23 protein-coding genes are annotated in these 26,570 nt (G+C 61.5%); 11 read left to right on the top strand and 12 right to left on the bottom strand.

Annotated elements, in window-relative coordinates:
* Nucleotides 1–5: 5 nt before the first annotated feature.
* Both GM668_RS20555 and GM668_RS20550 read right to left on the bottom strand, forming a co-directional pair.
* Nucleotides 6–1,880, bottom strand: a complete 1,875-nt coding sequence (locus GM668_RS20555) for a DUF1800 domain-containing protein (protein ID WP_155440820.1) — start codon at nt 1,878–1,880, stop codon at nt 6–8.
* Nucleotides 1,881–2,045: 165 nt separating this feature from the next.
* The gene (locus tag GM668_RS20550; protein ID WP_155440819.1) at nt 2,046–2,735 is read right to left on the bottom strand and encodes a UPF0149 family protein; all 690 of its coding nucleotides are present in this window, start codon (nt 2,733–2,735) and stop codon (nt 2,046–2,048) included.
* Nucleotides 2,736–2,785: 50 nt separating this feature from the next.
* Here GM668_RS20550 and GM668_RS20545 point away from each other — a divergent pair, with 50 nt between their 5' ends.
* The 4 genes from GM668_RS20545 (at nt 2,786) to GM668_RS20530 (ending at nt 7,293) form a co-directional block, all read left to right on the top strand.
* The gene (locus GM668_RS20545) at nt 2,786–3,775 is read left to right on the top strand and encodes a serine/threonine protein kinase (protein WP_211923427.1); all 990 of its coding nucleotides are present in this window, start codon (nt 2,786–2,788) and stop codon (nt 3,773–3,775) included.
* A 312-nt stretch (nt 3,776–4,087) separates the two neighbouring features.
* Entirely contained in the window at nt 4,088–6,415 is a 2,328-nt protein-coding gene (locus GM668_RS20540) for a coiled-coil domain-containing protein (protein ID WP_155440817.1), read from the top strand.
* Between the two features lie 106 nt (nt 6,416–6,521).
* On the top strand, nt 6,522–6,836 hold the full coding sequence (locus tag GM668_RS20535) for a type II toxin-antitoxin system TacA family antitoxin (RefSeq protein ID WP_155440816.1): 315 nt from the start codon (nt 6,522–6,524) through the stop codon (nt 6,834–6,836).
* Nucleotides 6,799–7,293 carry a GNAT family N-acetyltransferase gene (locus tag GM668_RS20530; RefSeq protein ID WP_155440815.1) on the top strand — a complete coding sequence of 165 codons (495 nt, stop codon included), beginning with the start codon at nt 6,799–6,801 and terminating at the stop codon, nt 7,291–7,293. The genes GM668_RS20535 and GM668_RS20530 overlap by 38 nt, the downstream gene beginning before the upstream one ends.
* A gap of 12 nt (nt 7,294–7,305) precedes the next feature.
* On the opposite strand, the gene lysA is transcribed toward GM668_RS20530, so the two are convergent.
* Nucleotides 7,306–8,634: a diaminopimelate decarboxylase gene (lysA, locus tag GM668_RS20525; RefSeq protein WP_155440814.1), complete on the bottom strand. Its 1,329-nt coding sequence runs from the start codon at nt 8,632–8,634 to the stop codon at nt 7,306–7,308.
* A gap of 121 nt (nt 8,635–8,755) precedes the next feature.
* Between lysA and GM668_RS20520 the strand changes: the two genes are divergently transcribed.
* Nucleotides 8,756–9,664: a LysR family transcriptional regulator gene (locus GM668_RS20520; protein WP_155440813.1), complete on the top strand. Its 909-nt coding sequence runs from the start codon at nt 8,756–8,758 to the stop codon at nt 9,662–9,664.
* Between the two features lie 3 nt (nt 9,665–9,667).
* Here GM668_RS20520 and GM668_RS20515 read toward each other — a convergent pair whose 3' ends face one another.
* Nucleotides 9,668–10,030, bottom strand: coding sequence for a DUF8785 domain-containing protein (locus GM668_RS20515; protein ID WP_155440812.1), 363 nt, complete (start codon nt 10,028–10,030; stop codon nt 9,668–9,670).
* A 34-nt stretch (nt 10,031–10,064) separates the two neighbouring features.
* Complete coding sequence (locus GM668_RS20510) at nt 10,065–11,093, bottom strand: DUF475 domain-containing protein (protein ID WP_155440811.1); 1,029 nt, start codon at nt 11,091–11,093, stop codon at nt 10,065–10,067.
* Nucleotides 11,094–11,221: 128 nt separating this feature from the next.
* Here GM668_RS20510 and GM668_RS20505 point away from each other — a divergent pair, with 128 nt between their 5' ends.
* From GM668_RS20505 to GM668_RS20495, 3 genes are all read left to right on the top strand, one after another.
* Nucleotides 11,222–11,638: a divergent PAP2 family protein gene (locus GM668_RS20505; RefSeq protein ID WP_155440810.1), complete on the top strand. Its 417-nt coding sequence runs from the start codon at nt 11,222–11,224 to the stop codon at nt 11,636–11,638.
* A 181-nt stretch (nt 11,639–11,819) separates the two neighbouring features.
* Entirely contained in the window at nt 11,820–13,001 is a 1,182-nt protein-coding gene (locus GM668_RS20500) for an efflux RND transporter periplasmic adaptor subunit (protein WP_155440809.1), read from the top strand.
* A gap of 12 nt (nt 13,002–13,013) precedes the next feature.
* Nucleotides 13,014–16,235: an efflux RND transporter permease subunit gene (locus tag GM668_RS20495; RefSeq protein WP_155440808.1), complete on the top strand. Its 3,222-nt coding sequence runs from the start codon at nt 13,014–13,016 to the stop codon at nt 16,233–16,235.
* 62 nt (nt 16,236–16,297) lie between these two features.
* Here GM668_RS20495 and GM668_RS20490 read toward each other — a convergent pair whose 3' ends face one another.
* The 3 genes from GM668_RS20490 to GM668_RS20480 are packed head-to-tail and all read right to left on the bottom strand — an operon-like array spanning nt 16,298 to nt 18,489.
* Nucleotides 16,298–16,759 carry a hypothetical protein gene (locus GM668_RS20490; protein WP_155440807.1) on the bottom strand — a complete coding sequence of 154 codons (462 nt, stop codon included), beginning with the start codon at nt 16,757–16,759 and terminating at the stop codon, nt 16,298–16,300.
* Nucleotides 16,760–16,789: 30 nt separating this feature from the next.
* Nucleotides 16,790–17,716 (bottom strand): NAD(P)H-hydrate dehydratase, encoded by a 927-nt coding sequence (locus GM668_RS20485; protein WP_155440806.1) that lies wholly within the window; start codon nt 17,714–17,716, stop codon nt 16,790–16,792.
* An 8-nt stretch (nt 17,717–17,724) separates the two neighbouring features.
* The gene (locus GM668_RS20480) at nt 17,725–18,489 is read right to left on the bottom strand and encodes a histidine phosphatase family protein (RefSeq protein ID WP_155440805.1); all 765 of its coding nucleotides are present in this window, start codon (nt 18,487–18,489) and stop codon (nt 17,725–17,727) included.
* 236 nt (nt 18,490–18,725) lie between these two features.
* Here GM668_RS20480 and torT point away from each other — a divergent pair, with 236 nt between their 5' ends.
* Nucleotides 18,726–19,874 (top strand): TMAO reductase system periplasmic protein TorT, encoded by a 1,149-nt coding sequence (gene torT / locus GM668_RS20475; protein WP_371868741.1) that lies wholly within the window; start codon nt 18,726–18,728, stop codon nt 19,872–19,874.
* Here the strand turns inward: torT and GM668_RS20470 are convergent, their stop codons facing one another.
* From GM668_RS20470 to GM668_RS20455, 4 genes are all read right to left on the bottom strand, one after another.
* Entirely contained in the window at nt 19,875–21,275 is a 1,401-nt protein-coding gene (locus GM668_RS20470; RefSeq protein ID WP_155440803.1) for an L-cystine transporter, read from the bottom strand. It abuts the gene before it with no gap.
* Between the two features lie 115 nt (nt 21,276–21,390).
* Complete coding sequence (locus GM668_RS20465) at nt 21,391–22,386, bottom strand: hypothetical protein (protein WP_155440802.1); 996 nt, start codon at nt 22,384–22,386, stop codon at nt 21,391–21,393.
* A gap of 160 nt (nt 22,387–22,546) precedes the next feature.
* A complete protein-coding gene (locus GM668_RS20460; protein WP_155440801.1) occupies nt 22,547–22,738 on the bottom strand; it encodes a DUF2970 domain-containing protein in 192 nt (63 codons plus the stop codon).
* 87 nt (nt 22,739–22,825) lie between these two features.
* Nucleotides 22,826–23,308, bottom strand: a complete 483-nt coding sequence (locus tag GM668_RS20455; RefSeq protein WP_155440800.1) for a cache domain-containing protein — start codon at nt 23,306–23,308, stop codon at nt 22,826–22,828.
* 398 nt (nt 23,309–23,706) lie between these two features.
* On the opposite strand from GM668_RS20455, the gene GM668_RS20450 reads away from it, so the two are divergent.
* Both GM668_RS20450 and GM668_RS20445 read left to right on the top strand, forming a co-directional pair.
* Nucleotides 23,707–25,188 (top strand): RHS repeat domain-containing protein, encoded by a 1,482-nt coding sequence (locus GM668_RS20450; RefSeq protein ID WP_170305732.1) that lies wholly within the window; start codon nt 23,707–23,709, stop codon nt 25,186–25,188.
* The gene (locus GM668_RS20445) at nt 25,185–26,570 is read left to right on the top strand and encodes an RHS repeat domain-containing protein (protein WP_155440798.1); all 1,386 of its coding nucleotides are present in this window, start codon (nt 25,185–25,187) and stop codon (nt 26,568–26,570) included. Before GM668_RS20450 ends, GM668_RS20445 begins: the two co-directional genes overlap by 4 nt.

The following is a 26,570-nucleotide window of genomic DNA, read 5'->3' as shown; positions in this document are numbered from 1 at the left end:
ACTCCTTATTGTTGTACGGCGAATTCAGTGATGGCGGTCAGGTACAGCGCCGTCAGGGCGCGCTGTTTGCTGTCCGTGGTGGCGCTGACGGAACCGGCAATGGCCGCGCGCGCTGCCGGCGTCATGCGGCCTTGCAGCAAATTCGCATCGACCAGGTTCATCAGCTTGGTCACGTCGCCCGCCACGTTCACGTATGGCGTGATATCGATGGTGACCATGGTGTTGTAATTGCCGTTGATGAACTGGTACAGGAAGTTGGCGCGGGCAATGGCCAGCGCCGGCGCATAGACCTGGAATTCCGGGCCGAAGCGGTCTGGCGTGCCAGGCAGTTTTGTCAGGGGCGAATAGAAGTTGAACACGCTGGGGGCGCTCAGCAAACGCTGGCCCAGCAGGAAGTAATCCCAGAACAGGTTATTTGGGTCGTTGACTTTCGCGCCCAGCGCGCGGAACAGGCTCAGCGAGTGCAGCATGGGATCTTTCAGCTTGCCCGGCATGGCGCCGGCGCCGGGCTGTCGCGCTTCCGGATCCATCAGGATCGCGTTCAACGTGGCTTGCAAGTCGCCGCGGCCGGACGGACCGTTGGCAAACACGTCGGCCACGCGTGTGATGTAGGCGGGGCTGGGATTGCTGGTGGTGAAGGCGCGGATCAAACGGGTCGCAATAAAAGGGGGCAAGTTCGGGTGGTTGAACAAGTTATCCATCACCGCATCGAAATCTTGCTGCGTGGTCTGGCCTGCCGGCGTCGTGACGCCCATCAGCAGGGTTTTCGCGCTCTTGTCGTGGTAGCGGTCGCGCGGCTGCAGCGGGCCCGTGAAATTTTCCCAGTTGATGCCGGTGGCGCTGGCGCCCGTGTAGGTCCAGCCGGACAGCGCGCGCGACATGTGCGTGATGCGGTCCTGGTCATACGTGGGAATAGCGTCGCCGTTGCGGTCCAGCTGCACGCTGCCATCCTGGTTCAGCATGACGGGGCCGATGGTGAACAGCTGCATGACTTCGCGCGCATAGTTTTCATTGGGCGCGGGGGTGATGCTGTTGCCCAGGTCGAGGTACTTGCCCATCGACGGGTTCAGCGACATTTCACGCAGCAAGTTCTTGAAGTTGCCAAACGCGTGCTGGTTCAAGGTGGTCAGCCACGGCTGCATTTCGTTGGCGTAGGGGTTCTTGTCGGCGGAGACGACGAACAATTGCGACAGCGCGAAAATCATGCGCTGGCGCAGCTGGTCCTGGCCGCCTGCCATGTTTTTATACCAGTTCGAGCGCAGCGTACTCATGTCCGTCGTGACGGGCATTGGGCTGGGCGCCATGGCGAATTGCTGGTTCAGCCACGCCTGGGCGCCGAGGTTTTTGACTTGCGCAATGTCGGCGGCAGTGGGGCCGAACGTGGCTTGTTCCAGCAGGCGGGCAGCGGCCACGGTGGCAGCATCAATGGCGGGCTGCGGGCCTAATGGCGGTGGCGTGGTTGGGGTGGTGGGCGCGGGCGGGCTCGTTGTGCCGGTGGAACCTGTCGAGCCGGTGGACGTCGTGGGGGAGGTGGTGGACGCCATTTTCAACGTCAGCGTCGTGCTGCCGCTGAGCTTATCGGTGGTGGCCGTGGTGCCGGTGACCGTGATGATACGGCTGGCCGGCATGACAGCGGGCGCCACATATTCGCCATTTTGCGAATTCAGCGTGCCGACCGTGGCATTGCCGCCGGGGATGCCGTTGACGGCAAAGTTCATGAAGACGCCTTTGCCGTCGACTTTACCGACGAACCAGACTTTGCTGCCGAGCGCGACTTCACCCCTGGCGGTGTTTTCTATCGTGACAGTGGCGGCCCCTGCGGCAGTGGCAAAGCTCAGCAGGCAGGCTGCGGCCCAGCTCTGTAGTGCATATCGTTGCATGAAATTCTCCTTGTTATGAGCAAGCGAATTTCTATGTGGCAATTTCTATGCCATGGCAAAAGTGACAGGAAGTGGCACTTCGAGGCGGGAAGCGTGGCGGGGAAGGTGACTGAAATTGTCAATCGGTGTGACGAAAATTGTCACACCGATATGGGCGTAGAGCGCTTACGCGTCAGCGCCGTGGCATTTTTTATACTTTTTACCGCTGCCGCATGGGCAATCATCGTTGCGGCCGACTTTCGGTTCTTCGCGGACTTGCGTCGTCACGGGCGCTTTGCGGCGCGGAATCCAGAACTTCGCGATGGCCGGCAGGTTCGCTTCCAGGTCTTGCGCCAGCTTGTGGGCTTTGACGGGATCTTCCACCAGCGGCAATTCGTCTTCTTCGATTTCATCGGCGCCCAGCAGGTAAATCGGACGCATCAGCGGGCCCACTTCGGAATCCCAGATTTCATCCCACGAACCTTCGCGCAATTCCATGCCTTCCCAGAAGCCCCAGCACCAGGCTTCCGCATCGATCAAGGTCTGGCCATTGACTTCGTGCTCGACAAACAGCGGCTCGAATTCTTTCGGCGCCACTTCAAACGTCACCAGCACTTCATTCATGAAGCGCATGATGAGGTTGAGGATGCGTTCTTCTTCCTTGCTGTTTTTGAACTTCGGCGCATCCTTGCCTTCCGGGCCCCACACTTTCGGCAGCCATTCCGCCGGCATGATGGGTTCCGGGCCGATGGCGATGGCGGTCAGGTAGCCATGCAAGTGGTCCATCGTCATGGCGTCTTCCGGGCTGCGCTCGCCCAGCAGGAAGTTGTCGAGTTCGTCGAATTCTTTTTCAGTCAATGGCTGTTCGAGGTTCATTTTTCTGTGTCCTGCATGGGATAGGTAATCCGGCAGTATACTACGGCCCTATGACGACCGATACCCAACCACACCCTTACGCCGCCCTCGGCCCCGACTGCGTGCTTGATGCGCTTGACAGCGTAGGTTTGCGCGGCGATGGCCGCCTGCTGGCGCTGAACAGTTATGAAAACCGCGTGTACCAGGTGGGGATGGAAGAAGGCCAGCCGCTGGTGGCGAAGTTTTACCGGCCGGGACGCTGGAGCGATGCGGCGATACTTGAAGAGCATGCATTTGTGGCGGAGCTGGCGGAACTGGAAATTCCCGTGGTGGCGCCGTTGGCGCTGGACGGGCGCACGTTGCACACGTACCAGGATTTCCGGTTTGCCGTGTTTCCCCGCAAAGGGGGACGGGCGCCGGAACTGGATGATCCCAAGGTGCTGGAGTGGACGGGGCGGTTTATCGGCCGCATCCACGCGGCAGGGCGCGTCAAGCCTTTTATGGAACGTCCCGCGTTGAACATCGACACGTTTGGCCGTGAATCGCGCGATTACTTGCTGGCGAATGGGTTTATTCCGCCGGATATCCAGGCGGCATGGACCACGACAGTCGATTGCGCGCTCGATGGCGTAGCCCGCTGCTATGAGCGGGCAGGGGACGTGGCGCTGTTGCGGCTGCATGGCGATTGCCATGGCGGCAACGTGTTGTGGACGGACGCGGGGCCGCACTTCGTGGATTTCGACGACAGCCGCATGGGACCGGCCGTGCAGGATTTGTGGATGATGCTGTCCGGCGAGCGGGGCGACATGGTGCGGCAAATGGCGGACATCCTGGCGGGTTACGAAGACTTCTGCGAATTCGACAGCCGCGAAATGCATGTGGTGGAAGCGTTGCGCACCTTGCGTTTATTGCATTATTCCGCGTGGCTGGCGCGCCGCTGGAACGACCCCGCGTTCCCCGTGGCCTTCCCATGGTTTAACACCCAGCGCTATTGGCAAGACCGCATCCTGGAATTGCGCGAGCAAATCGCGCTGATGGACGAGTCCCCTCTCCCAATTTAACCCCCCGTGGGGTCAGACGTGCATTGATGCACCCACTGCCAACCTTTGCCGTAGCAACGCACGAATGCACGCCTGACCCCACTGCTCACCGGCTTGCTGTTGCTGGCGAAGGATTGATTAGTCTGCTTTCGGATGCATGAATGCACGTCTGACCCCACCGGTAGGGTCAGGCGTGCATTCGTGCGTAGCTTTTTGGAAAGCCCGGAATTGGCAGGTTTTTTCGGGTCTGATTGGGGCTTGAGGCTGGCGGGACTGCGTTGATAATGGTTGTACGGCAATTCCGCCGTGGTTCCACTACTTCGCGAGTCTTCCATGCCAGCGCATTCTTTCCACGATCTGTCCCTGCCAGAAGATGAAGCGGTTGCCGCACCTGCCGAACCGGCGGCGCCGCGCCAGCACATGGACATGAAATCGATCTCGGAAGCCATTGCCCGCGTGGAAGCGGAAGCCCGCGCTGCCTGCTCCGCTGAAAGCCGTGCCCACGCCGAAGCCCGCGCCCGCGCGCTGGCCGATGACCGTGCCGCCGTGGATGCGGAAGCTGCCGCGGTCGCGTTGAAAAATGCCCAGGCTGCGGAAGCGGCCATGCAGGCGGACCGCGAACGCCTGGAAAGTTTGCGCGCCGCAGCGGAAGCCAGCGTCGCGCGCCTGGAAGCTGTCAAACAGGAAACCGCCGGACTGCGCGCCCGTGCCCAGGCTGACAACGACGTGCGCCAGGCCGCCGAACAGCGCGCCCGCGCCGAAGAAGAAAGCCGCCGCCGCGCCGCTGAACAAATTGCCGCCGAAGCGGAATTGGCAGAACAAGCCGCCCGCGCTGCCGAAGAACTGGCGGCACAAACGGAACAAGCCCGCCTGCATGCTGCGGAACGCATGGCCGCCGTGCAGGCTGCCCGCGAAGAAGTGGTCGGCATTGCATCCGCCGATGCGCGCCTGGCCACCTTGGCGCGTGAACGCGAGCGCCAGGCTGCCGCCGCCCGCCAGACGGCACAGACGCTGGCCGAAGCCGAAGCCGATGCACTGGAATTGACGGTGCAGCGCGAGCGCGCCGACCAGGTTGCACTGGAAGCCGCCTTCAACCGCGCCGCCGCCGAAGCGCGCGCGCTGGAAGAAGCCCGCGCCCGCGCCCATTTGGAACAGGAGCACGAACAAATCGCGCTGGCCAAGGCGGAATCCGAACGCAGCGCCGCGCAATCGCTGCGCCTGCGCCTGCAAACGGAAAAAGAAATCCGCGACGCTGCAGTCCACCGCGAACGCATGGAAGCCATGGCGGCAGCCGGCGCCGAAGCGCGCCGCGACGCCGATGCCCGCATCATTGCCGCCACCGAAGCCCGCATCGAAGCCGACCGCCAATTACGCGCAGCCGCCATGGCCCGCGCGGAAGCGGAACAGCAGGCCGAAATCGATACGCTGGCCAAGATCGAAGCGGAAGCGCAAGCCGTCGAACAAATCCAGCAGCGCCAGGCTGCCGAACAGGCTGCCGCCGAAGCCGCCCGCATGGAAAGCGCCGAACAGCAGCGCGCCGCGCAACTGGCTGATGAACGCGCCACGCTGGCGCGCGCCGCTGCCAGCCTGGCTGCCATCCACAACGATGCGGAACAGGCGGAAGTCGCCGCGCTGGCCATGCAGACGGAAGCCCAGCAGCAGGCTGCCGTGCTGGCTGAAGAAAAAGCCGCGCTGGCGATGCAGCTGGCGCAAGCGGAACAAGCCCGCGTGGAAGCGGAACAGCACGCCATCGCGGCGCTGAAAGAGCGTTTGGCAGCCGAACAGCTGGCGCTGGAAGCGGCCCAGGTGCGCGCTGCCGCCGAACAGGAACAGGCGGCAGCACTGCGCCGCCAGCAAGCGGAAGAACAGCGTCTGGCCGACGCGGCTGCGCAGGAAACACAAGCGCTGCGCCAGATGACGGAACAAGTGGCAGCCGAAGCGGACGCCAAGGCTGCCGCCGCGCAAGCTGCCGCCGCCCAGGCCCGCCTGGCGGTGGAACTGGGCGACGTGACGCAGCAAAAATTCCGCGTGGAAGAAGAAAAGCTGGCCCGCACGGCGGCATTGCTGGAAGCGGAGCAAGCCTTTATTGCCGCGGAGCGCGCCACGCTGGCGGCCATCGATGAAAAACTCGCCGAGCAGCGCAAGGCCGAAGCGGCTGAACTGCGCGCCGCGCAAGCTGTCGAAGCGCGCCTGGCGTCCGAACAGGCTGCGGCAGAAGCCGCCCAGGTGCGCGCCGCAGCGGAACACGAACAACTGGAACTGGCCCGCCAGCGTGAAATGGCCGAGCGGGCTGCCGCGCAAGCCGCGCTGGACAAAGCGGCGGAACAGAAAAAACTGCTGGAAACCGCGCAAGCCCACGCCGCCATGCAGCGCAAGGTTGCCGACACCACGCAGGCCATGACGGCCGCCAAGCAGGAATTGCTGGACCTGGAAACCCGCCGCCAGCACGCCGCGCAAAACGCATTGGCCGCCGTGGAAGAAAAGCTGGCGCAAGCCCGCGAACAGAATCGCCTGGCCGTGGAAGAGGGCAGCTTCTCCGGAGCGCTGGCCGCCGCCCGCGCCCGTGCTGAACAGGAACAGTCGGAATCGCTGGCCCGTGACGTGATCGTGCGCTTGAAGGAAACGGCGGAATCCGTGGGCGCGGCGTGGCGCAGCCGTTAAGCGCGGCGGGCTGGCACAGAATCCATTCGTTGTGGCGTCATTTTGTCACCACTGTGCTATGATGTTTTGACTGGCCGTTGTGGCTGGCAATCCCCAGGAGTTTGATATGGCGATGGCAACTCAGGAGCGGGGCAGAATTACCGCACGTGTCCCTGCCGTACTAGTGGAAAAATTGCAGGAAGCTGCTGACCTTAGCGGCGCCACCTTAAACCAGTTCGTGGTTCAGGCTGCCCTTGAAAAGGCGGAAAAGGTGATCGACAAGGAGCATGCGCTCCGTTTCTCCGCAGAAGATGCTGCGATGTTCATCGATATGCTCGACAACCCTCGTCCGCCAAATAACGCAATGGCCAGGGCATATGAGCGTTATAAGGCGAAGTTGGCAAATGGCATTATCCGTAACAGCGTTGTCGCCGGCGCATGAGGTAGCGAATTTTGACTGCGGTACCGATGAACTGAATGTCTGGTTGCGCGATATCGCCAGCCAGCACATGAAAAAGCACATTTCCAAGACTTATGTGCTGGTCAATGACGATGAGCCGGGCAAGATATTAGGTTTCTATGCGCTGGCAATTCGCGCCATGACGCCCAAGGAAGAATTACCGTTAGCAGTGGCAAAGAAACTGCCGCGTAACGTGCCTGGCTATACGCTCGGGCGTCTGGCCGTCAGCAAGGCAATGAAGGGGCGGGGGCTGGGCGCCGATTTGCTGATGAATGCAATGGACCGTGTGCGGGCCGCAGCAGAGTATGTTGGCGGCTATGCGTTCTTTGTCGATGCCAAGGATGCGCAAGCCGCCGCGTTTTATGCTTACTTTGGTTTTGCCGCCCTGCCATCCGATCCGCTGACCTTGTTCATGCCGATCGCGGATTTCCCCAAATAAGCGGTGTGCCAATCAGCGGCCGGAGCCTGCGTCCTGCGCGTGGCGCAATCCCGCCATTTCCAGCGCCAGCAAATCCGCCACCGCCTCCTTCGCCCGGATTTCCCACGCTACTTCGCCATCGACCATGACTTCCGCCGGCCGTGGCCGCGTGTTGTACTGGCTGGCCATGCTCATGCCATAAGCGCCGCTGGAAAAGATCGCCAGCACGTCGCCGGCCGCCAGCGGCGGCAAGGGGCGGGCCTGGGCAAACAAATCGCCGGTTTCGCAAATGGGGCCGGCCACGTCAATGGCTTCCACTGGCGCCCCGGCCCGTTCCGCCACCAGGTGCCATGGTCCATGCGTCCCCGCATCCGCCACTGGCCACATCACGTGCCGCGCACCGTACATGGCGGGGCGCAGCAGCGTATTCATGCCGGCATCGAGGATGGCAATGCCGCAGTCCCAGCCCTGCTTCATGTATTCGACGGTGGCCAGCAGCACGCCCGCATTGGCGCTGATGGAGCGGCCCGGTTCGATCACGATGCGCTTGCCCTGCGCGTGCAAAGCGGCCAGCTTGGCACTGATGACACGGCCCATTTCCGCCAACGTCAGCTGGTTCTCGCCACTGACATACGAAGCGGGGAAGCCGCCGCCGATATTGACGGTGTCGATCCGTCCGCCTTCGCCCTCAACCTGGTAAATCAGCCGCTCGATGGCGGCGATGCCCGCCACATACGTGGCTGCATCGGGAATCGGCGAGCCCAGGTGGATGTGCACGCCGCACACGTCCAGGTGGCTGTAGCGGCCCGGGCGGTACAGGGGCAGGGCGCGCGTCAGCGGGATGCCGAACTTCGTGTGGCGTCCGCCCGTGGCAGTCTTGTCCGGCGTGGCGGCGTCGGCCACGTCGGGATTAATGCGCAGTGCGATCCGTGCGCGGCGGCCCAGTTGCCCGGCCACCGAGTTGATGCGCTCGACTTCGGCTTCGGATTCCGCATTGAACATGAAGATGCCATGTTCCAGCGCCAGCCGGATTTCGTCCGCCGACTTGCCGACGCCGGCAAACACGATGGTCTCGGGCCGCGCGCCAGCCGCCAGCGCACGCTGCAATTCACCGCCGCTGACGACATCCATGCCGCAGCCTTGCCGCACCAGCAGTTGCAGCACGCTGAGGTTGCTGCAGCTTTTGACGGAATAGCAGATCAGCGGCGCCACCGGCGCAAATGCGTGCTGCAGGGCCGCGACATGGTGGCGCAGCGTTTGCGCGGAATACACGTACACGGGGCTGCCGAAACGTTCGACGATGCGGTGCGCATTGACGCCTTCGATGTGCAAGGCGCCGCTGCGGTAAATGAAGTGATCCATGGCTGTTTCCTCAATGCGATGGAAAAATTATCGCGTGCCAGCGCCAAATAAAAAAATATCCATTTATACGCGGGCTATTCATTACTGATATGCTTAAGTAACTTACATACGTTGATGAATAATGACTTTCAGCTTCCGTCACGTGGAAATCTTCAGCGCTGTCATGTCGACGGGCAGCGCCACAGCCGCCGCCGCGTTGCTGCACACGTCGCAGCCCACCATCAGCCGCGAATTGAGCCGCTTTGAAAAACTCACGGGGCTGGCGCTGTTCGAACGCAGCGGCGGCAAGCTGGCGCCGACCGAACAGGCGCACATGCTGTATGACGAAGTGCAGCGCAGCTACGTGGGGTTGCAGCGCATTGCCAGCACTGCCGATGCGATCCGCAATCACCGCCAATGGCAATTGTCGGTGGCGTGCCTGCCCGCGTTTTCCCATAACGTGTTGCCGCAGGCGTGCCGCCAGCTGCAGCTGCGCCATCCCGGCATCCAGGTCGCCATCACGCCGATGGAAGCGCCGGGATTGCAGGATGCGCTGTCGGCGCAGCGCTATCACCTGGGCTTGACGGAAGATGTGGAACCGCCGCCGGGCACGACAGCGGAAATCCTGTTGCAGGCGGACCTGGTGGGCGTGCTGCCTGATGGGCACCCGCTGTGCGCAAGCGCCGTGCTGGCGCCGGACGATTTCGATGGCGCGGACTTTATTTGCCTGGCGCCGGAAGACCCGTACCGGTTGAAAACCGACAGTTTGCTGCGTGGTGCAGGCATTGCACGCCATATGGTGGTGGAAACGCACAGCGCGGGGGCCGTGTGCGCGACGGTGGCGCTGGGGGCGGGGATCGCCATCGTGAATCCGCTGACGGCGCTGGAATATGCGTCGCGCGGCGTGCAAATCCGGCCGCTGGCATTTTCGATTCCCTATACGGTGAGTATGGTGACGCCGAGCCACCGGCCGGCGTCGGCCGGTGTGCTGCGCTGTGCGGAAATTTTGCGGGAAACGTGCCGGGCCATGGCCGGCAAGTTATCGGGATAAGCGTTACGGCTGTACTTGCAATTTCTGGGCGTAATATTCCGTCTCGCCAAAGCACGATGTCGGCACGCCCTTGTGCTGCTCATATGTAATCCGCACGCGCTTGCCGGTGGCGGCCATCATTTGCTCGGCCACTTGCGGATCGCGCACGCTGAATTCGAATTTCTCGGGAATGGCGCCTGGCATCGACGTCAACAGCAATTCGCCTTCCCACGTCTTGCACACCCAGCCCCGCTTGGAAAACTTTTGCAGGTAGCCGGCCCGTTCGCCTTCCGAGTACGAAACGGACAACGACAGCCAGACATAAGCGGCAAAGACCAGGACGGCGGCCAGCAGCACGCCGGGAATAATGAACTTTAGTCGGGACATAGGACGTATTCAGAGTGGCAAAGTTGTCATCGTATCATTCGGCAGCCAGGTTGCGGTGCCTTACCGACGACCACAGCGATACCAGGATGAATGCCACGCCGGACAAGCCCGTGAACCACTCGGGAATATGGTATTTCACGCTGGCCAGCATGATCAGCGCCAGGATGCCGATCGCATAGTGCGCGCCATGTTCGAGGAACACGAATTCATCCAGCGTACCCTTGTGCACGAGGAAAACCGTCAGCGACCGTACAAACATGGCGCCGATCGCCAGGCCCAGCATGATGACGACGACGTCGGTGGTAATGGCAAACGCGCCAATCACGCCGTCAAAGCTGAATGACGCATCCAGTACTTCCAGGTACAAGAAACCGCCAATGCCGCCTTTGGCCAGCGCCACGCCGGTCGATGGATCATGTTCTTCATCTTCCAGCAAGCCGCTGATCCAGTCCACCGCCACATAGACGGCCACGCCGATCACGCCCGACATCAGCACGCTGAGCTTTTTAAATTCCGGCACCAGGCCCACGCAGGCCAGCACGCCCAGCAACGTCAGCAGGATGGACAAGCCTTCGCTGCCCAGTTCGCCGACTTTTTCTTCCAGCCAGCCCAGCCAATGCAATTCCTTGTCGTCATCGAACAGGAAATTCAAGAACACCAGCATCAGGAACGCGCCGCCAAAGGCCGACACTTCCGCATGCACGCCCGTCAGGTAGCGCGAATATTCATCCGGCGTGTTCAAAGCCATGGTCCACACGTCGAACAAGCCCAAATCCGTGGCAAAGGACACGATCAGCAGCGGGAACAGCAAGCGCATGCCGAACACCGCCACGAGAATACCGACGGTTAAAAACAGTTTTTGCCAATAGTCGTTCCAGTTGCGCAGCACGGCCGCGTTGACGACCGCATTGTCAAACGACAGGGACACTTCCATCACGCCCAGCACCGCCGTGATCCACAGCGCCGTCACCAGGCCGCTGGCGCCGCCCCGGTCATAGCCCCACCAGCCGGCCAGCGCCATCAAGACGATGGTGACGATGAAAGAAATGCGGAAATGCTTCATTGTTGTTGTCCTTTTTAGTGATATGGGGCGGATTTTAGCCCACTTGCCCCCTCGCGCCCCATTCGGGATGCGATAATGGCCGATTGCATAGAAGTAATCAATTCCGAAAGCAATTTAGAAAGTACGCGATGGACCTTGCATATCTTGTTACGCCGCTGATTACGTGGACGTCGGTCGGCCCGATCAAATTCCTCATCAATAGTGCGAAATCGCGCCGCTGGGCATTCAACCTGGTCGGCAATGGCGGTTTCCCCAGCAACCACAGCGCCGTCGTGTCCAGCATGGCGACCTTGATTGCATTGCGCGAAGGCATGGGCCATCCCGCGTTTGGCGTGGCGGTGACCTTATGCTTCATCGTCATCATTGACGCCAACAGCCTGCGCCAGCACGTGGGCCGCCAGGCAGCCGCCATCAACCGCATCGCCGATGGCGACAAGGCGCACACGTGGCTGCGCGAACGCATGGGCCATACGCTGGTGGAAATCGCCGGCGGCCTGGCCACGGGGATCGGCATCGGGCACCTGGTGCACGCCATCTTTGGCTAATCTTTAAAAATGGGGCCGGTTTGGCCCCAATTTTTTGCCGTTCATCCCCTTATTCCGCATTTCGGTCGCGCATTTGCGCAGTCCGTCCTCCCCCCGTTGACACACCTTAAGCCGCTGCTGGATACTCGAATACTTATAGTATTTGTAAAACCAGCACTATTCCCAAATCTCGGAGATATCTATGTTGCGCAAAACCCTACTGGCACTTGCCATCGCTTCCGCACTGGTTGCTTGCGGCAAGCAGCCTTCAAAAGAGGCTGACAAGGCTGCCAGTACCCCGGCCGCCAAGGTGGCAGACGACAAGAAGGCGCCTGCCTTGCTGACCGTGTCGCCGGAAGACCTGGTGACGGTGTCGTCCAATGCGCTGGCGTCCGGTCCCGTCGTTACCGGCTCGATCCAGCCGGAACGCAAGGCGGATTTGCGCGCGGAGGTCAGCGCTATCGTCATGCAAGTGTTGAAGGAAAACGGCGAAACCGTGAAGAAGGGCGACTTGCTGGTGCGCCTGGATGACACGTCGCTGCGCGACGCCGTCAATTCCGCCAATGAAGCCGTGCGTGCGTCGAGCCAGTCGCTGGAACAGGCCACCCGCATGCTGGAACGCCAGAAAACCCTGCGCGCGTCCGGCATGACGTCGGCCCAGGCGCTGGAAGATGCGGAAATCCGCCGCAATAATGCGCAAAGCGACCTGGCTGCCGCCAAGGCCCGCGCGGTCAGCGCCCACCAGCAATTGCAGCGTACCGAAGTGCGCGCCCCATTCGATGGCATCGTCTCCGAGCGGAAAGTATCGAATGGCGACACGGCACAGATCGGCAAAGAGCTGATCAAGGTGATCGACCCGTCCAGCATGCGCTTTGAAGGGTTTGTTTCGGCCGACAAGATTGGTTCCGTCAAAGTCGGCCAGCCTGTGTCGTTCCGCATCAATGGCTATCCGGGCCAGAATTTCGCGGGCAAGGTCAAGCGCGTTGACCCGGCTGCCAACGCCGTGACCCGCCAGGTCGTCGTGCTGGTGGACTTCAACGACCGCACGCAGTCGCGCGTGGCGGGCCTGTATGCGGAAGGCCGCATCGAAGCGGAATCCACGTCGTCGCTGATGATGCCGGACTCGGCCATTGTGCGCAGCGGCGACGCCACGTATGCGTGGAAAGTCAAGGACAAGGTGCTGACCAAGGTGCCGGTCACCATCGGCATCCGCGATGACCGCACGGGCACGTGGCAAGTGGTGGCCGGCCTGTCCAGCGGCGACGTCTTGATGCGTACGCCGGGTTCGAACTTCAAGGAAGGCCAGAAAGTTGAAATGAGCGCGAATGCCAAGGCTGTCGCTTCCGCTTCCGTCGAACCGGCGCAAGCTGCCAAAGGCAATTAAGGAAAAACCGCCATGTTCTTGTCTGATTTCAGTATCAAACGGCCGATCGCGACGGTGGTGATCATCATCGCGCTGATGGCCCTGGGCTTGCTGGCCCTGTCCAAGCTGCGGGTCAACCAGCGGCCGGACGTGGAAATCCCGATGATTTTCGTGACGGTGCCGTACCCCGGCGCCTCGCCGGAAACCGTGGAGCGGGAAATCATCAACCGTCTGGAAAAATCGCTGCAAAGCATTACCGGCGTGACGGAAACGCAGAGCACCGCGTCCGAAGGCCAGGCGCGCATCCAGATGAAATTCACGTTCAGCAAAAACCTGATCGAAGCAACGGATGAAATCCGCAACGCGATTGCATCGGTGCGCTACAAGCTGCCGCTGGAAATGCGCGAGCCGATCGTCCAGCGTCTCGATATTTCCGCTGAACCGATCATGCAAATGTCGCTGTCGTCCAGTGTGCAATCCCATGCGCAGATTTCGCGTTTGGCGGAAGACCAGCTGGCCGACCGCTTCCGTGGCATCGACGGCGTGGCCAGCGTGACGGTCAACGGTTCGCTGCGCCGTGAATTGTCGGTGCTGCTGCGGGCGGAAAAGCTGCGTGAATATAACGTGTCGATCAGCGACGTCACCAATGCGCTGCGCAACCAGAACACCAATGCACCGGTGGGCAAGGTGCGCGGTTCGATGGATGAAAAGAGCATCCGCCTGGTGGGCCGCATCGAGCGTCCGGAAGATTTCCAGTCCGTCGTGGTGAAACGCCGCGGCGATGAAATCATCCGCCTGGGCCAGCTGGCCACGATTGAAGATGGTTTTGCCGACATCAATAACCTGTCGGTGCGCAGCGGCAAGCCGAACGTCGGTATTGCCGTGACCCGCTCGCGCGATGCGTCCACCGTAAAAGTGGCGAATGAAATCCGCGACATGGTGAAAGCCATGAACAAGGAATTCCCGAAAGGCACCGAGATTGAAGTGGTGCAGGATGGCGGCGAAGAATCCGAAAGCAATTTGAACAACGTGATTGAATCGCTGGTGTTCGGCGCCGTACTGACCATTTTCGTCGTCTACGCGTTCCTCAACTCGTGGCGCTCGACCCTGATCACCGCGATGTCGCTGCCGACGTCCGTGATTGCCGCGTTTATCGCCGTGTGGATGTGCGGCTTTACGCTGAACTTCATGACGCTCTTGGGCTTGTCGCTGGCCATCGGCGTGCTGATTGACGACGCCATCGTGGTGCGGGAAAACATCGTGCGCCACATGCAGCTGGGTTCGGACCGCCGCAAGGCTGCGCTGGAAGGCACGGCGGAAATCGGCCTGGCCGTTGCCGCCACCACGTTCTCCATCATGGCCGTGTTCATTCCGGTCGCCGTGATGCCGGGCGTATCGGGCGAATGGTTCCGTCCCTTTGCGCTGACCGTCACGTGCTCGGTGCTGGTGTCGCTGTTCATTTCGTTCACGTTGGACCCGATGCTGTCGGCCTACTGGGGCGATCCGCCGGATCACCACACAGCGCCGAAAAAAGGCTTGAGCAAAGTCTTGCAGCGCTTCAATGACTGGTTCGACCACCAGGCTGACCGCTACGGCAACGTGATTGCGTGGGCCTTGCACCACCGCCGCTGGATGGCTGTCATTACGCTGCTGTCGCTGGTGGCGGCGCTGGGCTTGCACGTGAAATTTGGCGGCTCGTCGTTCCTGCCGAATTCCGACTACGGCACCATCATGATCGACGTGCGGACGCCATCGTCGTCGAGCCTGGAATATTCGCGCCTGAAACTGGAAAAAGCGGCCGAACTGGCCCGCACTTTGCCGGAAACCAAGCAAACCAACAGCTACGTGAACTTGTCGGGCGGCCGTATCTACGTGGACCTGGGCAAGAAAAATGAGCGCAAGCGCTCCGCCGTGGAAGCGGCTGGCGAATTGCGTGAAAAACTCAGCCATCTGGTAGGCGCGGAATACGTGGTGCTGGACGACTTGTCGAATGGTAACCGCAAGCCGATCCAGGTGGAATTTACGGGCCCGGACACCCGCAAGCTGATGGCCATTACCAGCGTGTACATGGACAAGCTGCGCCAGGTGCCTGGCGCGGTGGACGTGGGCTTGTCGGAACAGGATCCGAAAGACGAATTGCAGATCGAGCTGGACCGTGGCCTGGCTAATTCGATGGGGATTTCCGCCGGCGATGCGGCGCAGGCATTGCGCGTGGCGTTTGCCGGTATCGAAGTGGGCGACTGGGTCGATCCAACCGGTGAAACCCGCGACGTGGCGGTGCGCCTGCATCCGGCCGACCGCACCAGCGCGGAAAACATCGAGCGCTTGCCGATTGCCGTGTCGGGCACGAACCAGATGGTGCCGCTGGACCAGATCGCCCGCGTGACCATGGGCAAGGGCCCTGCCACCATTACGCACAAGGATGGCAAACGTTTGATCGCCGTGTCGGCCAACTCGCAGGGACGCTCAACCGGTGAAGTCACTGCCGACGCCATGAAATTGGCCAAGGAAATCGACTTCCCGCCGGGCTATGGCTTGTCGCTGGGCGGCGCCGGTAAAGACCAGAAGGAATTGTTCACGCAAATGACGATTGCGCTGGTGTCCGGCGTGGGCTTGATGTACCTGATCCTCGTGATGCAGTTTGGTTCGTTCACGGCGCCGGTGGCCGTCATGATGTCGCTGCCGCTGTCGCTGATCGGCGTGGTGCTGGCGCTGCTGCTGACCAAAGGGACGCTGAACTTGATGAGCTTTATCGGCATCATTATGCTGATGGGCCTGGTGGCGAAGAATGCGATTCTGTTGCTCGATGCGGCGCGCAAGCGCGAAGAAGAAGGCTATGGCCGTGAAGATGCGCTGATGCATGCGGGCCGCATGCGTCTGCGTCCGATCCTGATGACGACGTTTGCGCTGATCGCCGGCATGATGCCGGTGGCGATCGGCGCGGGCGAAGGCGCGGACTTCTACCGTCCGCTGGCAGTGGCAATTATCGGCGGCACCATCACGTCGACGATTTTGACCTTGCTGGTGGTGCCGACGTTCTACGACAGTATTGAAATTGCCCGCGACCGCATGGTAGCCAAGTTCGGCCGCCGCGCCGTACGGTGGAATGCGCTGGTGGCGTTCGTGCTGACGTTCATTGAGGCGCTGCTGACGCTGACGTTCATCCGCCTCGTGTTCCGCAGCCTGATGTGGCTGGTGCGCAAGGCGACCGGCAAGGGCGGCAAGCTGGAACCGGCGTCGCCGAAAGTCGTGTAACGGTTTGATACAGCCATGACAAAGGGGCCGGATAACGGCCCCTTTGCCGTTTACATGGGGTGTCAGCGCTGGTGCGGTGTCGTATCGCGCCGCGGCATGTTGTCGCGGCTGTCGTTGCGGTGGCTTGGCGTGCCGTAGGCGCCACTGCCGCCCGTGTCGCCTGTCACGCCAGAGGTTCCTGAGCCGGTAGTGCCTGAACCGGATGTACCTGATGTCCCGGACGTGCCGGAAGTGCCGCCTCCGGTCCCAGTTCCGGTTCCGGTACCGGGCGTCGTGCCGTTGGGCGGCGTGGTGGTGGTGCCGTTGTCCGGCGTGCCCGTGCCGGTCCCCGTGCCCGGTGTCGTGGTATCCGATGGCGTCGTGTTGGCTGGCGCCGTATTGGCCGGCGCCGTGTTGGCCGGAGTCGTGGTCGAGTCGGAATGGGCGGCGCTGTTGCTGGTGTCGGTGCTGCGGTCTTTGCAGCCGCCCAGTGTGCCGGCGGCCAGCAGCGCGCCCAGCAGCAGGGCTGATGTTGAGTGTTTCATGGTGTATCCTTTCAAAATTGGGGAATTAAATCAGGCTTGCGCCAGCGTACGCAGTAGCGCAGGAATTTCTGCCGGGATTTCGCGGGCCAGGTAGCCCAGGGTGCCGAAGCGCATCGCCAATTGGTCGCCGGCGGCCGCATGCAGGGCAACGCCCCATGCCGCCGCCTGTTCCAGCGACGCCCCGCGCGCCGCCAGTCCTGCGATGATGCCGGCCAGCGTATCGCCGGAGCCGGAAATGGCCAGGCCCACATTGCCGCCTTGCTGTTGCCACTGCTTGCCGTCCGGAGCGGCAATGATGGTCAGTGCGCCTTTCAGCGCCACCACGGCATTCCAGCGCTGCGCTGCCCGCTGGGCTGCACCGCGCGGATCGGCTTCGATCTCTTTTTTTTCCATCCCCGTGGCGTGCGCCATTTCGCCCGCGTGGGGTGTCAGTAACACGGGTTCCGCGAACCGCATGTGTTCCCAATCCACGGGATCGGCCAGCAGTGACGCGCCGCCGGGCGGACGCAGTACGGCCAGCGCAGCCGCATCGAGGATGACTTTGCAGAGCGCATAGCGGGGCAGCAGGGCGCGCACCAGTTCAGCGGAAGCTTGTTCATCCTGCATGCCGGGGCCGATCAGCAAGGCATCGGCTTTGGCTGCCAGCTCGCCCAGCCGGCGTATGCCTTCCGCCGCAAAGCCGCCGCCCGGCGTTTCCGCCAGTGCGACCACGCGCGCTTCCGGCAGCGCCGTGGCCACGTGCGCGGCAGTGTGGGCTGCCGTGGCAATGGTCACCTTGCCCGCGCCGGCCCGCAGCACGCCATTGGCCGCCAGCAGCGCCGCTCCCGGCATTTCCCGCGACCCCGCCACCACGACTGCATGGCCCCGCACTTCCTTGTCATCGTCAAAGCGGGGCATGGGCAGCGGCCAGTTGCGCAGCGTTTGCAAGTCGATGTCGGTGATATCGGTGCCGGACATGGCGGGCCTCACGACTTGGGCGCGGCCGGTACGTCGGCCTTGGCAGTAATGGGCGTGCCAGTGTCGGCCAGCGGCGCAACGAAGTTGGCCACTTGCAGCACCAGCTTGCCGCGCTTGCCGGCAGCGGGATCGAAAGCGTACGACGTGACGCCGCAGTTCGGCACGTCGGCTGCCTTGTCGATGGCGAGCATGGCGTCTTCATCGAGGCGCTCCAGCAGGTAGCGGAAGCAATTGACGATGACTTGGTGGGCCACGATCAGCACCCGTTCACCCCGGTAGTCGCGGGTGATGGTGTCGATCACGCTGCGCAGCCGCAAGATCACGTCGCACCAGCTTTCGCCGCCCGGCGGCCGGAAATAAAACTTGCCGACGTGTTTGCGCTGCGCGTGCAGTTCCGGGTATTTATCGGCAATGCCGAGCGGCGTCAGCCGGTCAAGTATGCCGAATTCCTTTTCCCGCAAGCGCTCATCCGCCACCACGGCCAGCAGGGAGCCACGGTCCAGCCGTTCGATGACGGCCATGGCCGTGCCTTTGGCGCGCAGGTAAGGGGAGTGCAGGATGGCGGTGGGCCGCTGTTCAGGCGGCAGTTCCGCAAACCATGCAGCCAGCGCGCGGGCCTGGCGCGCGCCCAGTTCGGACAGGGGAACGTCGACATCCCGCTCGGCGATATCGATCAGGTATTGTGACGTGGCCTCGGCAGCATCCCGCGCAACGTTGCCGGCACTCTGCCCATGCCGCACGATCCATAGTTGTGTTGGCCACTTAGACTCCATCGTTGCACCTCCCGGTTGGCGATGGAATGCATGGTAGACGAATCACCAGGCAGGCGGCGCACCGCCACGCCGCATCGTTGCGGGCCACGCTGGACCAGGGCGCGCTGTTGCAGGCCAGGCGTACTTTTTAGCGTCCGGCCGCGCAATTGGTGCATTGAAGATGCTATTCTGCAATTCATTCAGGCTGCCAGGGTGTGATGTGTGGCCGCCTGCAGGGTAGTCACAAGGGGAATGCCGTGAAGATTCAATGGACGCGCCGTTTGGCCGCTGTGGCGGCATCGGCGCTGACGACAGCGCTGGCCAGCGCGGAAAAATTGCCGGATCCGGTGAAGTTTGCGCCGATACCGGTGCAATCCATCTTCCGCCCGCTGCAGGCCAACGGGAGCGCGGATGATGCCTTGGCGAGTGGACGTGTGGTTGCTGGCGCCTACGCCATGGCAGCGCCTGCCAGCAAGCCTTGGCGCATCGCGTTCCTGTTTCCGCACCTGAAGGATCCGTACTGGGTCGGCTGCAACTATGGCGTGATCAGTGAAGCACGCCGTCTGGGCGTGGCGGTCGATGTCATTGCTGCCACCGGCTACGACGACCTGGCCACCCAGCTGAACCAGATGGACGCGGCAATCGCGGCGCGCTACGACGCGATTGTCATTTCGCCCATTAACATGACGTTTAATAACACATCGATCGCCAAGGCCCGGGCGGCGGGTATTCCCGTCTTTCAGCTGGCGAACGACAGCCGCAGCGACGATCTCACGATCAAGATCACCACGTCGTTGCGCGGCATGGGGCTGGAAGCAATGCGCTGGGTAATGCGCGACGCGCAGCAGCGCGGGATGAAATCCATCAACGTGGCGTTGCTGCCCGGCCCCGCTGGCGCTGGCTGGGTCAAAGGCGAAGTGGATGGCAGCCGGATCGCGGCGGAGGAGGGGCCCGTCAAGGTCCACATCCTGGAAGTGCGGTATGGCGATAGCGACTTCAAAGGACAAACGCGGCTGGCGGAACACATCCTGGCCAAGAACGGCGCCCAACTCGACTATATCCTGGGCTGCACGGGCTGCGCGCCCGCCGTGTACCAGCCGCTGGTTCACGCCGGCTTGCAGAACAAGATACGGCTGGTGGCGTACGATTTGACCAGCGATATTGCACGCATGATCGACAAGGGGGAAATTTACGCGGCGGTGGATACCAAGGGCGTCAGCCAGGCCCGCGTGGCCATCAATGCCGTGGTCAATGTGCTGGAGGGCCGCAGCAAGGATTTGCCCCACACCATCCTGATCAACCTGGGGATGGTGGATCACAACAACTTCGCCACCTATCCATTTAATACGTCGATTGCGCCGGCGGGTTATAAAGCCGTGCTGGCTTACGATCCCGCCTCAAACTGATCAGGCCGCCTTGCTGCCGGCTTCCTCGCTGAGCTCCGCGTCGCTGTTGAAGACGGCCATATCGGTTTCGCCCAGCACGCGGCTGGTAATCGTGCCGGCCGTGATGGCGCCGCTGACGTTGAGGGCGGTGCGGCCCATGTCGATCAGCGGTTCAATGGAAATCAGCAAGCCCGCCAGCGCCACCGGCAAGTTTAGCGACGACAGCACGATCAGCGCGGCAAACGTGGCGCCGCCGCCCACGCCGGCCACGCCGACGGAACCAATGGCGACAATGGCCAGCAGCGGCAAGATAAACGATGCGGTGAATGGATCGATGCCGACCGTGGGCGCAATCATGACCGCCAGCATGGCCGGATAAATGCCCGCGCAGCCATTCTGGCCGATGGTCGCGCCAAACGACGCGGCAAAGTTGGCAATGCCTTCAGGAATACCCAGGCGCTGCGTCTGCGTTTGCACATTCATCGGGATGGAACCGGCACTGGTGCGCGACGTAAAGGCAAACGCCAGCACCGGGAAAATCTTGCGCGCATGGCGCAGCGGATTCAATCCGGCCGCCGCCACCAGCGCCAGGTGCACGATAAACATCAGCACCAGCGCGCTGTACGACGCCAGTACGAAATTGATCAGGTTCAAAATGTCCGCCAGGCTGGACGTGGCCACCATTTGCGCCATCAGCGCAAACACGCCATACGGCGTCAGGCGCAGCACCATCGTCACCAGGCGCATGACGATGGCGTGCGCCACGTGCACGGCATGTTCGAACGAGGCAAACAGGTCCGGCTTCTTGTCATGGATGCCGGTCGCCGCCATGCCGACAAAAATGGAAAAAATCACGACGGCAATCGTCGAAGTCTTGCGCGCGCCCGTCAGATCCAGGAAGGGATTGGCGGGAATAAAACTCAACAGCATGGATGGCAGCGAGATCGATTGCGCATCGCCCAGCTTGCCCTGCAGGTAAGCGCCGCGCGCCACTTCCGCTGCGTTCGATGCCATGCCCACAGCCGTCAAGCCAAACAGTTTGGCCATCACAATACCGATAGCCGCCGCCACGATGGTCGTGGCCATCAGCGTGCCGATGGTCAGGGCGCTGATCTTGCCCAGCGACGTGGCATTCCTGAGTTTGATGATGGCGCTGACGATGGACACCATAATCAGCGGCATGATGATCATTTGCAGCAGCTTCACGTAGCCGCTGCCCACGATGTCAAGGTAATCTGCCGTGGTTTTCAGCTCCGGGGCGGAGATGCCATACGCAGCCTGCAAGCCTGCGCCCAGCACCACGCCCAGGCCGAGGCCCGTGAACACCCGCACCGTAAACGTTGCGTGGTTCGCTTGCTGGCGATACATAAAGGCCAGCACGGCGGCGGCAATGGCCAGGTTGATGAGGACAGGGATCGCCATTGCGCGGCCTTTCTATCGTAGGAACAGGGAACCGCGCAATTGTATAGTCATTTGGCGCCTGCCGCACGGCGGCGCCCGGCAGGCGTGGCGGAATATTTCCGCCTATGGATAGTCGTTACGTGTTGCGTACCGGCGTGGCGGACGGCTGCTTGCCGGCCTGCTGCAGGCGGCGCGACGGGCGCGCTTCGTTGTAGCGCAGCCAGCGCTGCAGCGCTTCATCGTGCGGCGACAGCGCGACCGTCTGCGGAACCGCTGCGTCAGCGGAGGCTTCCGGTTGCTCATCCTGCTGGTCACCGTGCTGCGGTTCCCGCGCGGCAGCCAGCTGGGCTTCCCACTGCCGCGCCTGCTGCGGGACAGGCAACGGCATGTGTTCGGCTGCTGCATCGCAGACGTCCAGCTGGTTGCGCAACAGCCAGCGGAACAGCGATTCATTGGCGTCAAACGCGGCGGCAGGCGCATGCACGGTCAGGCAGACCAGTGAGCGGGCCGAGCGCAGGCACAGTACCAGGTAATGGCTATACACGCCCGTGCCGGGGAACGTGCCCCGGTATTCCGCCGCCACGCCCTGCACCCGGTCTTCCCAGCCAGCACCCTCCATCCGGTAAGGTGCGCGCACCTGGCGCAGGTACGGCATGTCTTCGGCCACCCAGCGCAAGCGCTGGTCCGTCCATTCGCGGATCGACAGTGCGGCCGATGTTACGCCGACTGCACGCAGGCAGGCGCCGCTGGCTTCGTCGGCCAGCTGGAACGTGCCGTCATCCATGCTGGCGTGCCACGCTTCCGGCGCGTTGATGGCAATGCCCGGGCCCGGGCTCACATGATGGGCCAGCACCAGCGTGGAAAAATCCGTATGGTCCGGCTCGATGACGGCAATGCAGCCGGCGCGCTGCAGCGCAGCCTGGAAGCGCAGCGCATGCGGGCAATCGAGCTGTTTTTTCACGATGGCGCGCGGTGCGGCCAACAGGGCGCGCATTTGGTCGACTGTGCGCCTGAACAATTCCGCCAGCCGGGCAGCCACATGCTCCAGCGTGTGGCCTTCCTGTATGCCATCGATAATGACACGGTAGCTCAGCGTGGCGCCGCGCAGGCGCAGTTCGGTAGGAGTCGGCATTCTTATAAAGCAATTAACGATCTTGCATTTAGGATACGTCAATCAATTGCCTGAAAAATGCGCGAATTGTCACCAAACGCTAAAAAAATTGTGAGATTTTGTTAAATGCTAGCGACCGGCAGCAGGCCGGTCAGCGTCGTACTGATTTGCGCATCCCTGCTTAGGCTGTCGCCAGCCGCACGGCGCCCAGCAAGATGCCGACGAACGCCGCGCAGCCGAGGAAGGCCCCGGCCACCACATAGAACGGATTCAGCGCGCCCACATCTTCGTCAAAATCGCGTTTGCGGCGCAACCCGGCAAACGACCAGGCGACGGCAACCAGGGTTTGTGTAAAGCTGCGTTGGGTGGACATGGCGGGCTCCTCGAATTGATGCCCGATTTTCCACCGGCTACCGCGGTACGGACAGGTGCAGATACCCCGTGCCGTGACCGTATCAGTTTATTTGGCTGCCTTGTAAATCCCGCAATTGACGATCAAGTCTTCATATTTTTCAAAGTACATGGACTTCGGCTCGATTTGCTTGGACACGGGATTGACGAATTTGTAGTCTTGCCAGCCTTTGCCTTTGGTCTTTGCCAGCTCGATCCGTTCGCGCACGAAGTACTTGCCGTCCGCATCTTTCAAGTCAATCAAATCCTTGCCCTGCATTTTCGGATTCGCGCCATGCGCCAGGTTCTTGCCGCTCAAGTCATTGATGGTGACGTACAGGTCGCGGTCGCGGAATTTGCCGGTGGCGGTGTTATTGACTTCCGCGATGGTCTTGTCGCGGCCATTGGCTTTGATCGAGGCAATCACTTGCTGGACCATGGCGACGGCTTCGTCGGCGCTGCCGTGTTCAGGCTTTTGCGCCCAGGCGGAGGTGGCAAAGCAGAGCGTCAGAAGGGTGAACAGGAAAGGACGGAAGGGATAGGACTTGCGCATGATGGTCTCCTGGGAAGTGTTGTAGTTATCGCGGATGGCGCACGCTAATTCAGTTTAGCTTGTGCAACTTCGCAGCGATAGTTGAGCAAACGCTGTGCCAGCTGTTTTTTCTATGCAAGTGGTTGATTTGTTGGATAGGAGTGTTTCGCGCGCAATGTTGCGCGGATGGGAAGCCAGAATCTGGGGGCGGGAATCCGCACATCGTTGCCTTATTTAGCGTGGTTTGAAGTATGCAATTTGGGTAATGTTGGCAGGCAATACTATGCGATTTGCCGGGGTGTTAATCAAGGCGCACAAGTTGTACCTGGCTGATTACGTTTACCGCGAAAACGCAGACGAGGCGGTCAAGGCGTATGCCAGTGCGCAATGCCGGGATAATCACTACATTAGCGAATGCGTTGGCGTATTCACAGGCGAAGTTTGGTCCAGCGGCATGGCCTGGCAACGACACGGTGGAAACCTTCAGCCTGACCGGCCATCTGCAAAGCGTCACGGACCGCAACGGCCGTATCACCACTTATACCTATAGCGACGCTGCGACTCCCGCAAATATTGCTCCCAAGGCAGGGCTGCTCTTGAAAGTGCAGGATCCATTTGGCCAATCGCTGCAATTTACGTATGACAGCCAAGGGCGCATGGCCAGCTTGGTAGACCCCGCTGGCAATTCCACGACTTACGAGTACGACTCGAAAAGCAATCTCAGCAAGGTGACTTACCCGGATGGCAAATCCAAATCTTATGTTTACAACGAGCTGGCCCTGACTGCCAATGTTGCCCGTACCAATGCGTTGACGGGTATCGTCGATGAAAACGGCAACCGTTACGCGACGTTCTCCTATGCCGCTGACTCCAAGGCCGCATCGACCGAGCATGCGGGGGCTGTCGAAAAGTATGCGTTGACCTATCCATCGTATGCGGAAACGCAAGTGACCGATCCGCTGGGCGCGATTTACAAATATACCTATACCGAAAGGCTGGGTGTGCTGCGCTCATTGAGTACGCGCCGTCCGGGCGCTGGCGGTGTTGGCACGGTAACCGCATCCTTTGGCTATGACGCCAACGCGAACCTGACGCTCTATACCGACTACGACGGTACGATGACCAGTTATACCTACGACCTGGCACGCAACCTTGAAACGAGCCGGGTCGAAGCGTCAGGGACTGGGCAGGCACGGACCATCACCACGGAGTGGCATGCGGCATTCCGTCAGCCGCTGCGCATTGCAGAACCATTGCGCAGAACCACCTTTACCTATGATGCGGCCGCCAATGTCCTGACTAAAACCGTGCAGGCTACGACGGACGCCAGCGGCGCCGCCGGGTTTAACGCCACGCTGGTGGGCACGCCCCGTACGTGGGCATTTACCTATTCCCCCTTGGGCCAAATACTGACAAGTAAGGGGCCGCGGACTGACGTCAGCGACATCACGACCTATACCTACGATGAGCACGGTAACCTGAGTACCGTAACCAACGCGGCGGGGCACGTGACCACCTTGTCGAACTATGACGCCCACGGCCGCGTAGGCCGGGTGACTGATCCCAATGGCCTGGTGACTGACTTCAGCTACACGCTGCGCGGCTGGCTCTCTTCCACCACAACGGGCAATGCCACCACCAGCTATACCTATGACAACGCGGGCCAGCTGACCGGCGTGACGATGCCAGGCGGTGTAAACCTGAACTACACCTACGATCCGGCGCACCGGCTGACGGCAATTACCGACAGCAGCGGCAACAGCGTGCAATACACACTCGACAACATGGGCAACCGCGTCAGCGAACAGGTCAAGGACAGCAATGGAGCGCTGCTGCGCCAGATTGCCCGCGCCTATGACCCATTGAACCGCCTGAAGCAAATCACCGGAGCCCAGCAATGAAGCGCCTTTATCTTACTGCGCTGGCCACGGCGGTCAGCCTGCTGGGCAATGCCCATGCCCAGGTGCAGAACAGCACGACCAATTACGTGTACGACACGATGGGCAACCTGAAGCAAGTGACCGGTCCGCTGAGCCAGATCACCAAGCACGATTACGATGCGCTGAACCGCCGTATCAAAACCACGGATGCAAAAAACGGCATCACGCTGTTTGGCTACGATGGACAGGACCAGCTGAACAAGGTCACCGACGCACGCAACCTCGTGACCAGCTACACGATAGACGGGCTCGGCAATCTGACGAAGACCACCAGCCCGGATGCCGGCATCACCAGCCGCACCTATGACGAAGCGGGCAACCTGAAAACCAGCACCGATGCGAAGAACCAGGTGACCACGTATCAGTACGATGTGCTCAACCGCGTGACGTCGGTGGCGTATGGCGACGGCAGCAGCGCGGCTTATGCGTATGACCAGGGCGCCAATGGCATTGGCAGGTTGACGCAGATAACGGACGTTAGCGGCGTTACGCAATACGTGTATGACCAGCAGGGGCACGTGACGCAGGAAACACGCACCATAGGCGGGCAGGCTTATGTCATGGCTTACCGTTATGACGATGCAGGACGCCTGAGCGGGCTGACTTATCCGAGCGGGCGCAGTGTGGATTACACCCGTGACAGCATGGGACGGATCCATTCCGTCAGCACCACCAGGGATGGCGTCACGACCACCCTGGCTGCCGAAGTGCAATACCAGCCGTTTGGCGGATTGAAATCGTTGACCTTTGGTAATGGGCAAACGTACAGCCGTACCTATGACCTCGACGGGCGCATGGCCAGCTTCACGTTGAATGGCATGGTTCAAACGGTCAGCTATGACGCCGCCAGCCGCCTGACGGGGATTGCGGATGCGGGCAATGCCAGCAACAGCCGCACCTATGGCTATGACCAGTTGGACCGATTGACCAGCGAGCAGTATCCGAACAGCAGCCGCAGCTATACGTATGACGCGGTGGGCAACCGTACGCAATCCACGCTGAATGCGGCTGCGACCAATTACACCTATGGCGCTACCAGCAACCGCCTGGTGACGGCGGGTGGAACCGCGGTCACGCTGGATGCCAATGGCAGCACCACCAACACTGGGGCCGGGAGCCAGTTCAGCTATGACGCACGGGGACGCATGGTGTCCGCCTCCACGGCGATTGGCGTGGTGACGTACAAGATCAATGCGCTGGGCCAGCGGGTGCTGAAAACCACGCCGGCGTCATCGACGGTGTTTCATTACGACAGTGGGGGCAAGTTGATTGCCGAGAGCAGCGGCGGGACGGTCACGGAATATGTGTGGCTCGATGATGTGCCGGTGGCAGTGCTGAAGTGA

The sequence above is a fragment of the Pseudoduganella ginsengisoli genome, assembly GCF_009720865.1.
In the GTDB taxonomy this organism is placed as follows: domain Bacteria; phylum Pseudomonadota; class Gammaproteobacteria; order Burkholderiales; family Burkholderiaceae_D; genus Rugamonas; species Rugamonas ginsengisoli.
Note: the sequence above shows the minus strand (reverse complement) of the source record. Positions and strands in the feature narration are given on the sequence as shown.

Excerpts from the sequence above, each read along its gene's own strand:
- GM668_RS20555 (WP_155440820.1), bottom strand. The coding sequence starts at position 1,880 with ATGCAACGATATGCACTACAGAGCTGGGCCGCAGCCTGCCTGCTGAGC.
- GM668_RS20550 (WP_155440819.1), bottom strand. The coding sequence starts at position 2,735 with ATGAACCTCGAACAGCCATTGACTGAAAAAGAATTCGACGAACTCGAC.
- GM668_RS20545 (WP_211923427.1), top strand. The coding sequence starts at position 2,786 with ATGACGACCGATACCCAACCACACCCTTACGCCGCCCTCGGCCCCGAC.
- GM668_RS20540 (WP_155440817.1), top strand. The coding sequence starts at position 4,088 with ATGCCAGCGCATTCTTTCCACGATCTGTCCCTGCCAGAAGATGAAGCG.
- GM668_RS20535 (WP_155440816.1), top strand. The coding sequence starts at position 6,522 with ATGGCGATGGCAACTCAGGAGCGGGGCAGAATTACCGCACGTGTCCCT.
- GM668_RS20530 (WP_155440815.1), top strand. The coding sequence starts at position 6,799 with ATGGCATTATCCGTAACAGCGTTGTCGCCGGCGCATGAGGTAGCGAAT.
- lysA (WP_155440814.1), bottom strand. The coding sequence starts at position 8,634 with ATGGATCACTTCATTTACCGCAGCGGCGCCTTGCACATCGAAGGCGTC.
- GM668_RS20520 (WP_155440813.1), top strand. The coding sequence starts at position 8,756 with ATGACTTTCAGCTTCCGTCACGTGGAAATCTTCAGCGCTGTCATGTCG.
- GM668_RS20515 (WP_155440812.1), bottom strand. The coding sequence starts at position 10,030 with ATGTCCCGACTAAAGTTCATTATTCCCGGCGTGCTGCTGGCCGCCGTC.
- GM668_RS20510 (WP_155440811.1), bottom strand. The coding sequence starts at position 11,093 with ATGAAGCATTTCCGCATTTCTTTCATCGTCACCATCGTCTTGATGGCG.
- GM668_RS20505 (WP_155440810.1), top strand. The coding sequence starts at position 11,222 with ATGGACCTTGCATATCTTGTTACGCCGCTGATTACGTGGACGTCGGTC.
- GM668_RS20500 (WP_155440809.1), top strand. The coding sequence starts at position 11,820 with ATGTTGCGCAAAACCCTACTGGCACTTGCCATCGCTTCCGCACTGGTT.
- GM668_RS20495 (WP_155440808.1), top strand. The coding sequence starts at position 13,014 with ATGTTCTTGTCTGATTTCAGTATCAAACGGCCGATCGCGACGGTGGTG.
- GM668_RS20490 (WP_155440807.1), bottom strand. The coding sequence starts at position 16,759 with ATGAAACACTCAACATCAGCCCTGCTGCTGGGCGCGCTGCTGGCCGCC.
- GM668_RS20485 (WP_155440806.1), bottom strand. The coding sequence starts at position 17,716 with ATGTCCGGCACCGATATCACCGACATCGACTTGCAAACGCTGCGCAAC.
- GM668_RS20480 (WP_155440805.1), bottom strand. The coding sequence starts at position 18,489 with ATGGAGTCTAAGTGGCCAACACAACTATGGATCGTGCGGCATGGGCAG.
- GM668_RS20470 (WP_155440803.1), bottom strand. The coding sequence starts at position 21,275 with ATGGCGATCCCTGTCCTCATCAACCTGGCCATTGCCGCCGCCGTGCTG.
- GM668_RS20465 (WP_155440802.1), bottom strand. The coding sequence starts at position 22,386 with ATGCCGACTCCTACCGAACTGCGCCTGCGCGGCGCCACGCTGAGCTAC.
- GM668_RS20460 (WP_155440801.1), bottom strand. The coding sequence starts at position 22,738 with ATGTCCACCCAACGCAGCTTTACACAAACCCTGGTTGCCGTCGCCTGG.
- GM668_RS20455 (WP_155440800.1), bottom strand. The coding sequence starts at position 23,308 with ATGCGCAAGTCCTATCCCTTCCGTCCTTTCCTGTTCACCCTTCTGACG.
- GM668_RS20445 (WP_155440798.1), top strand. The coding sequence starts at position 25,185 with ATGAAGCGCCTTTATCTTACTGCGCTGGCCACGGCGGTCAGCCTGCTG.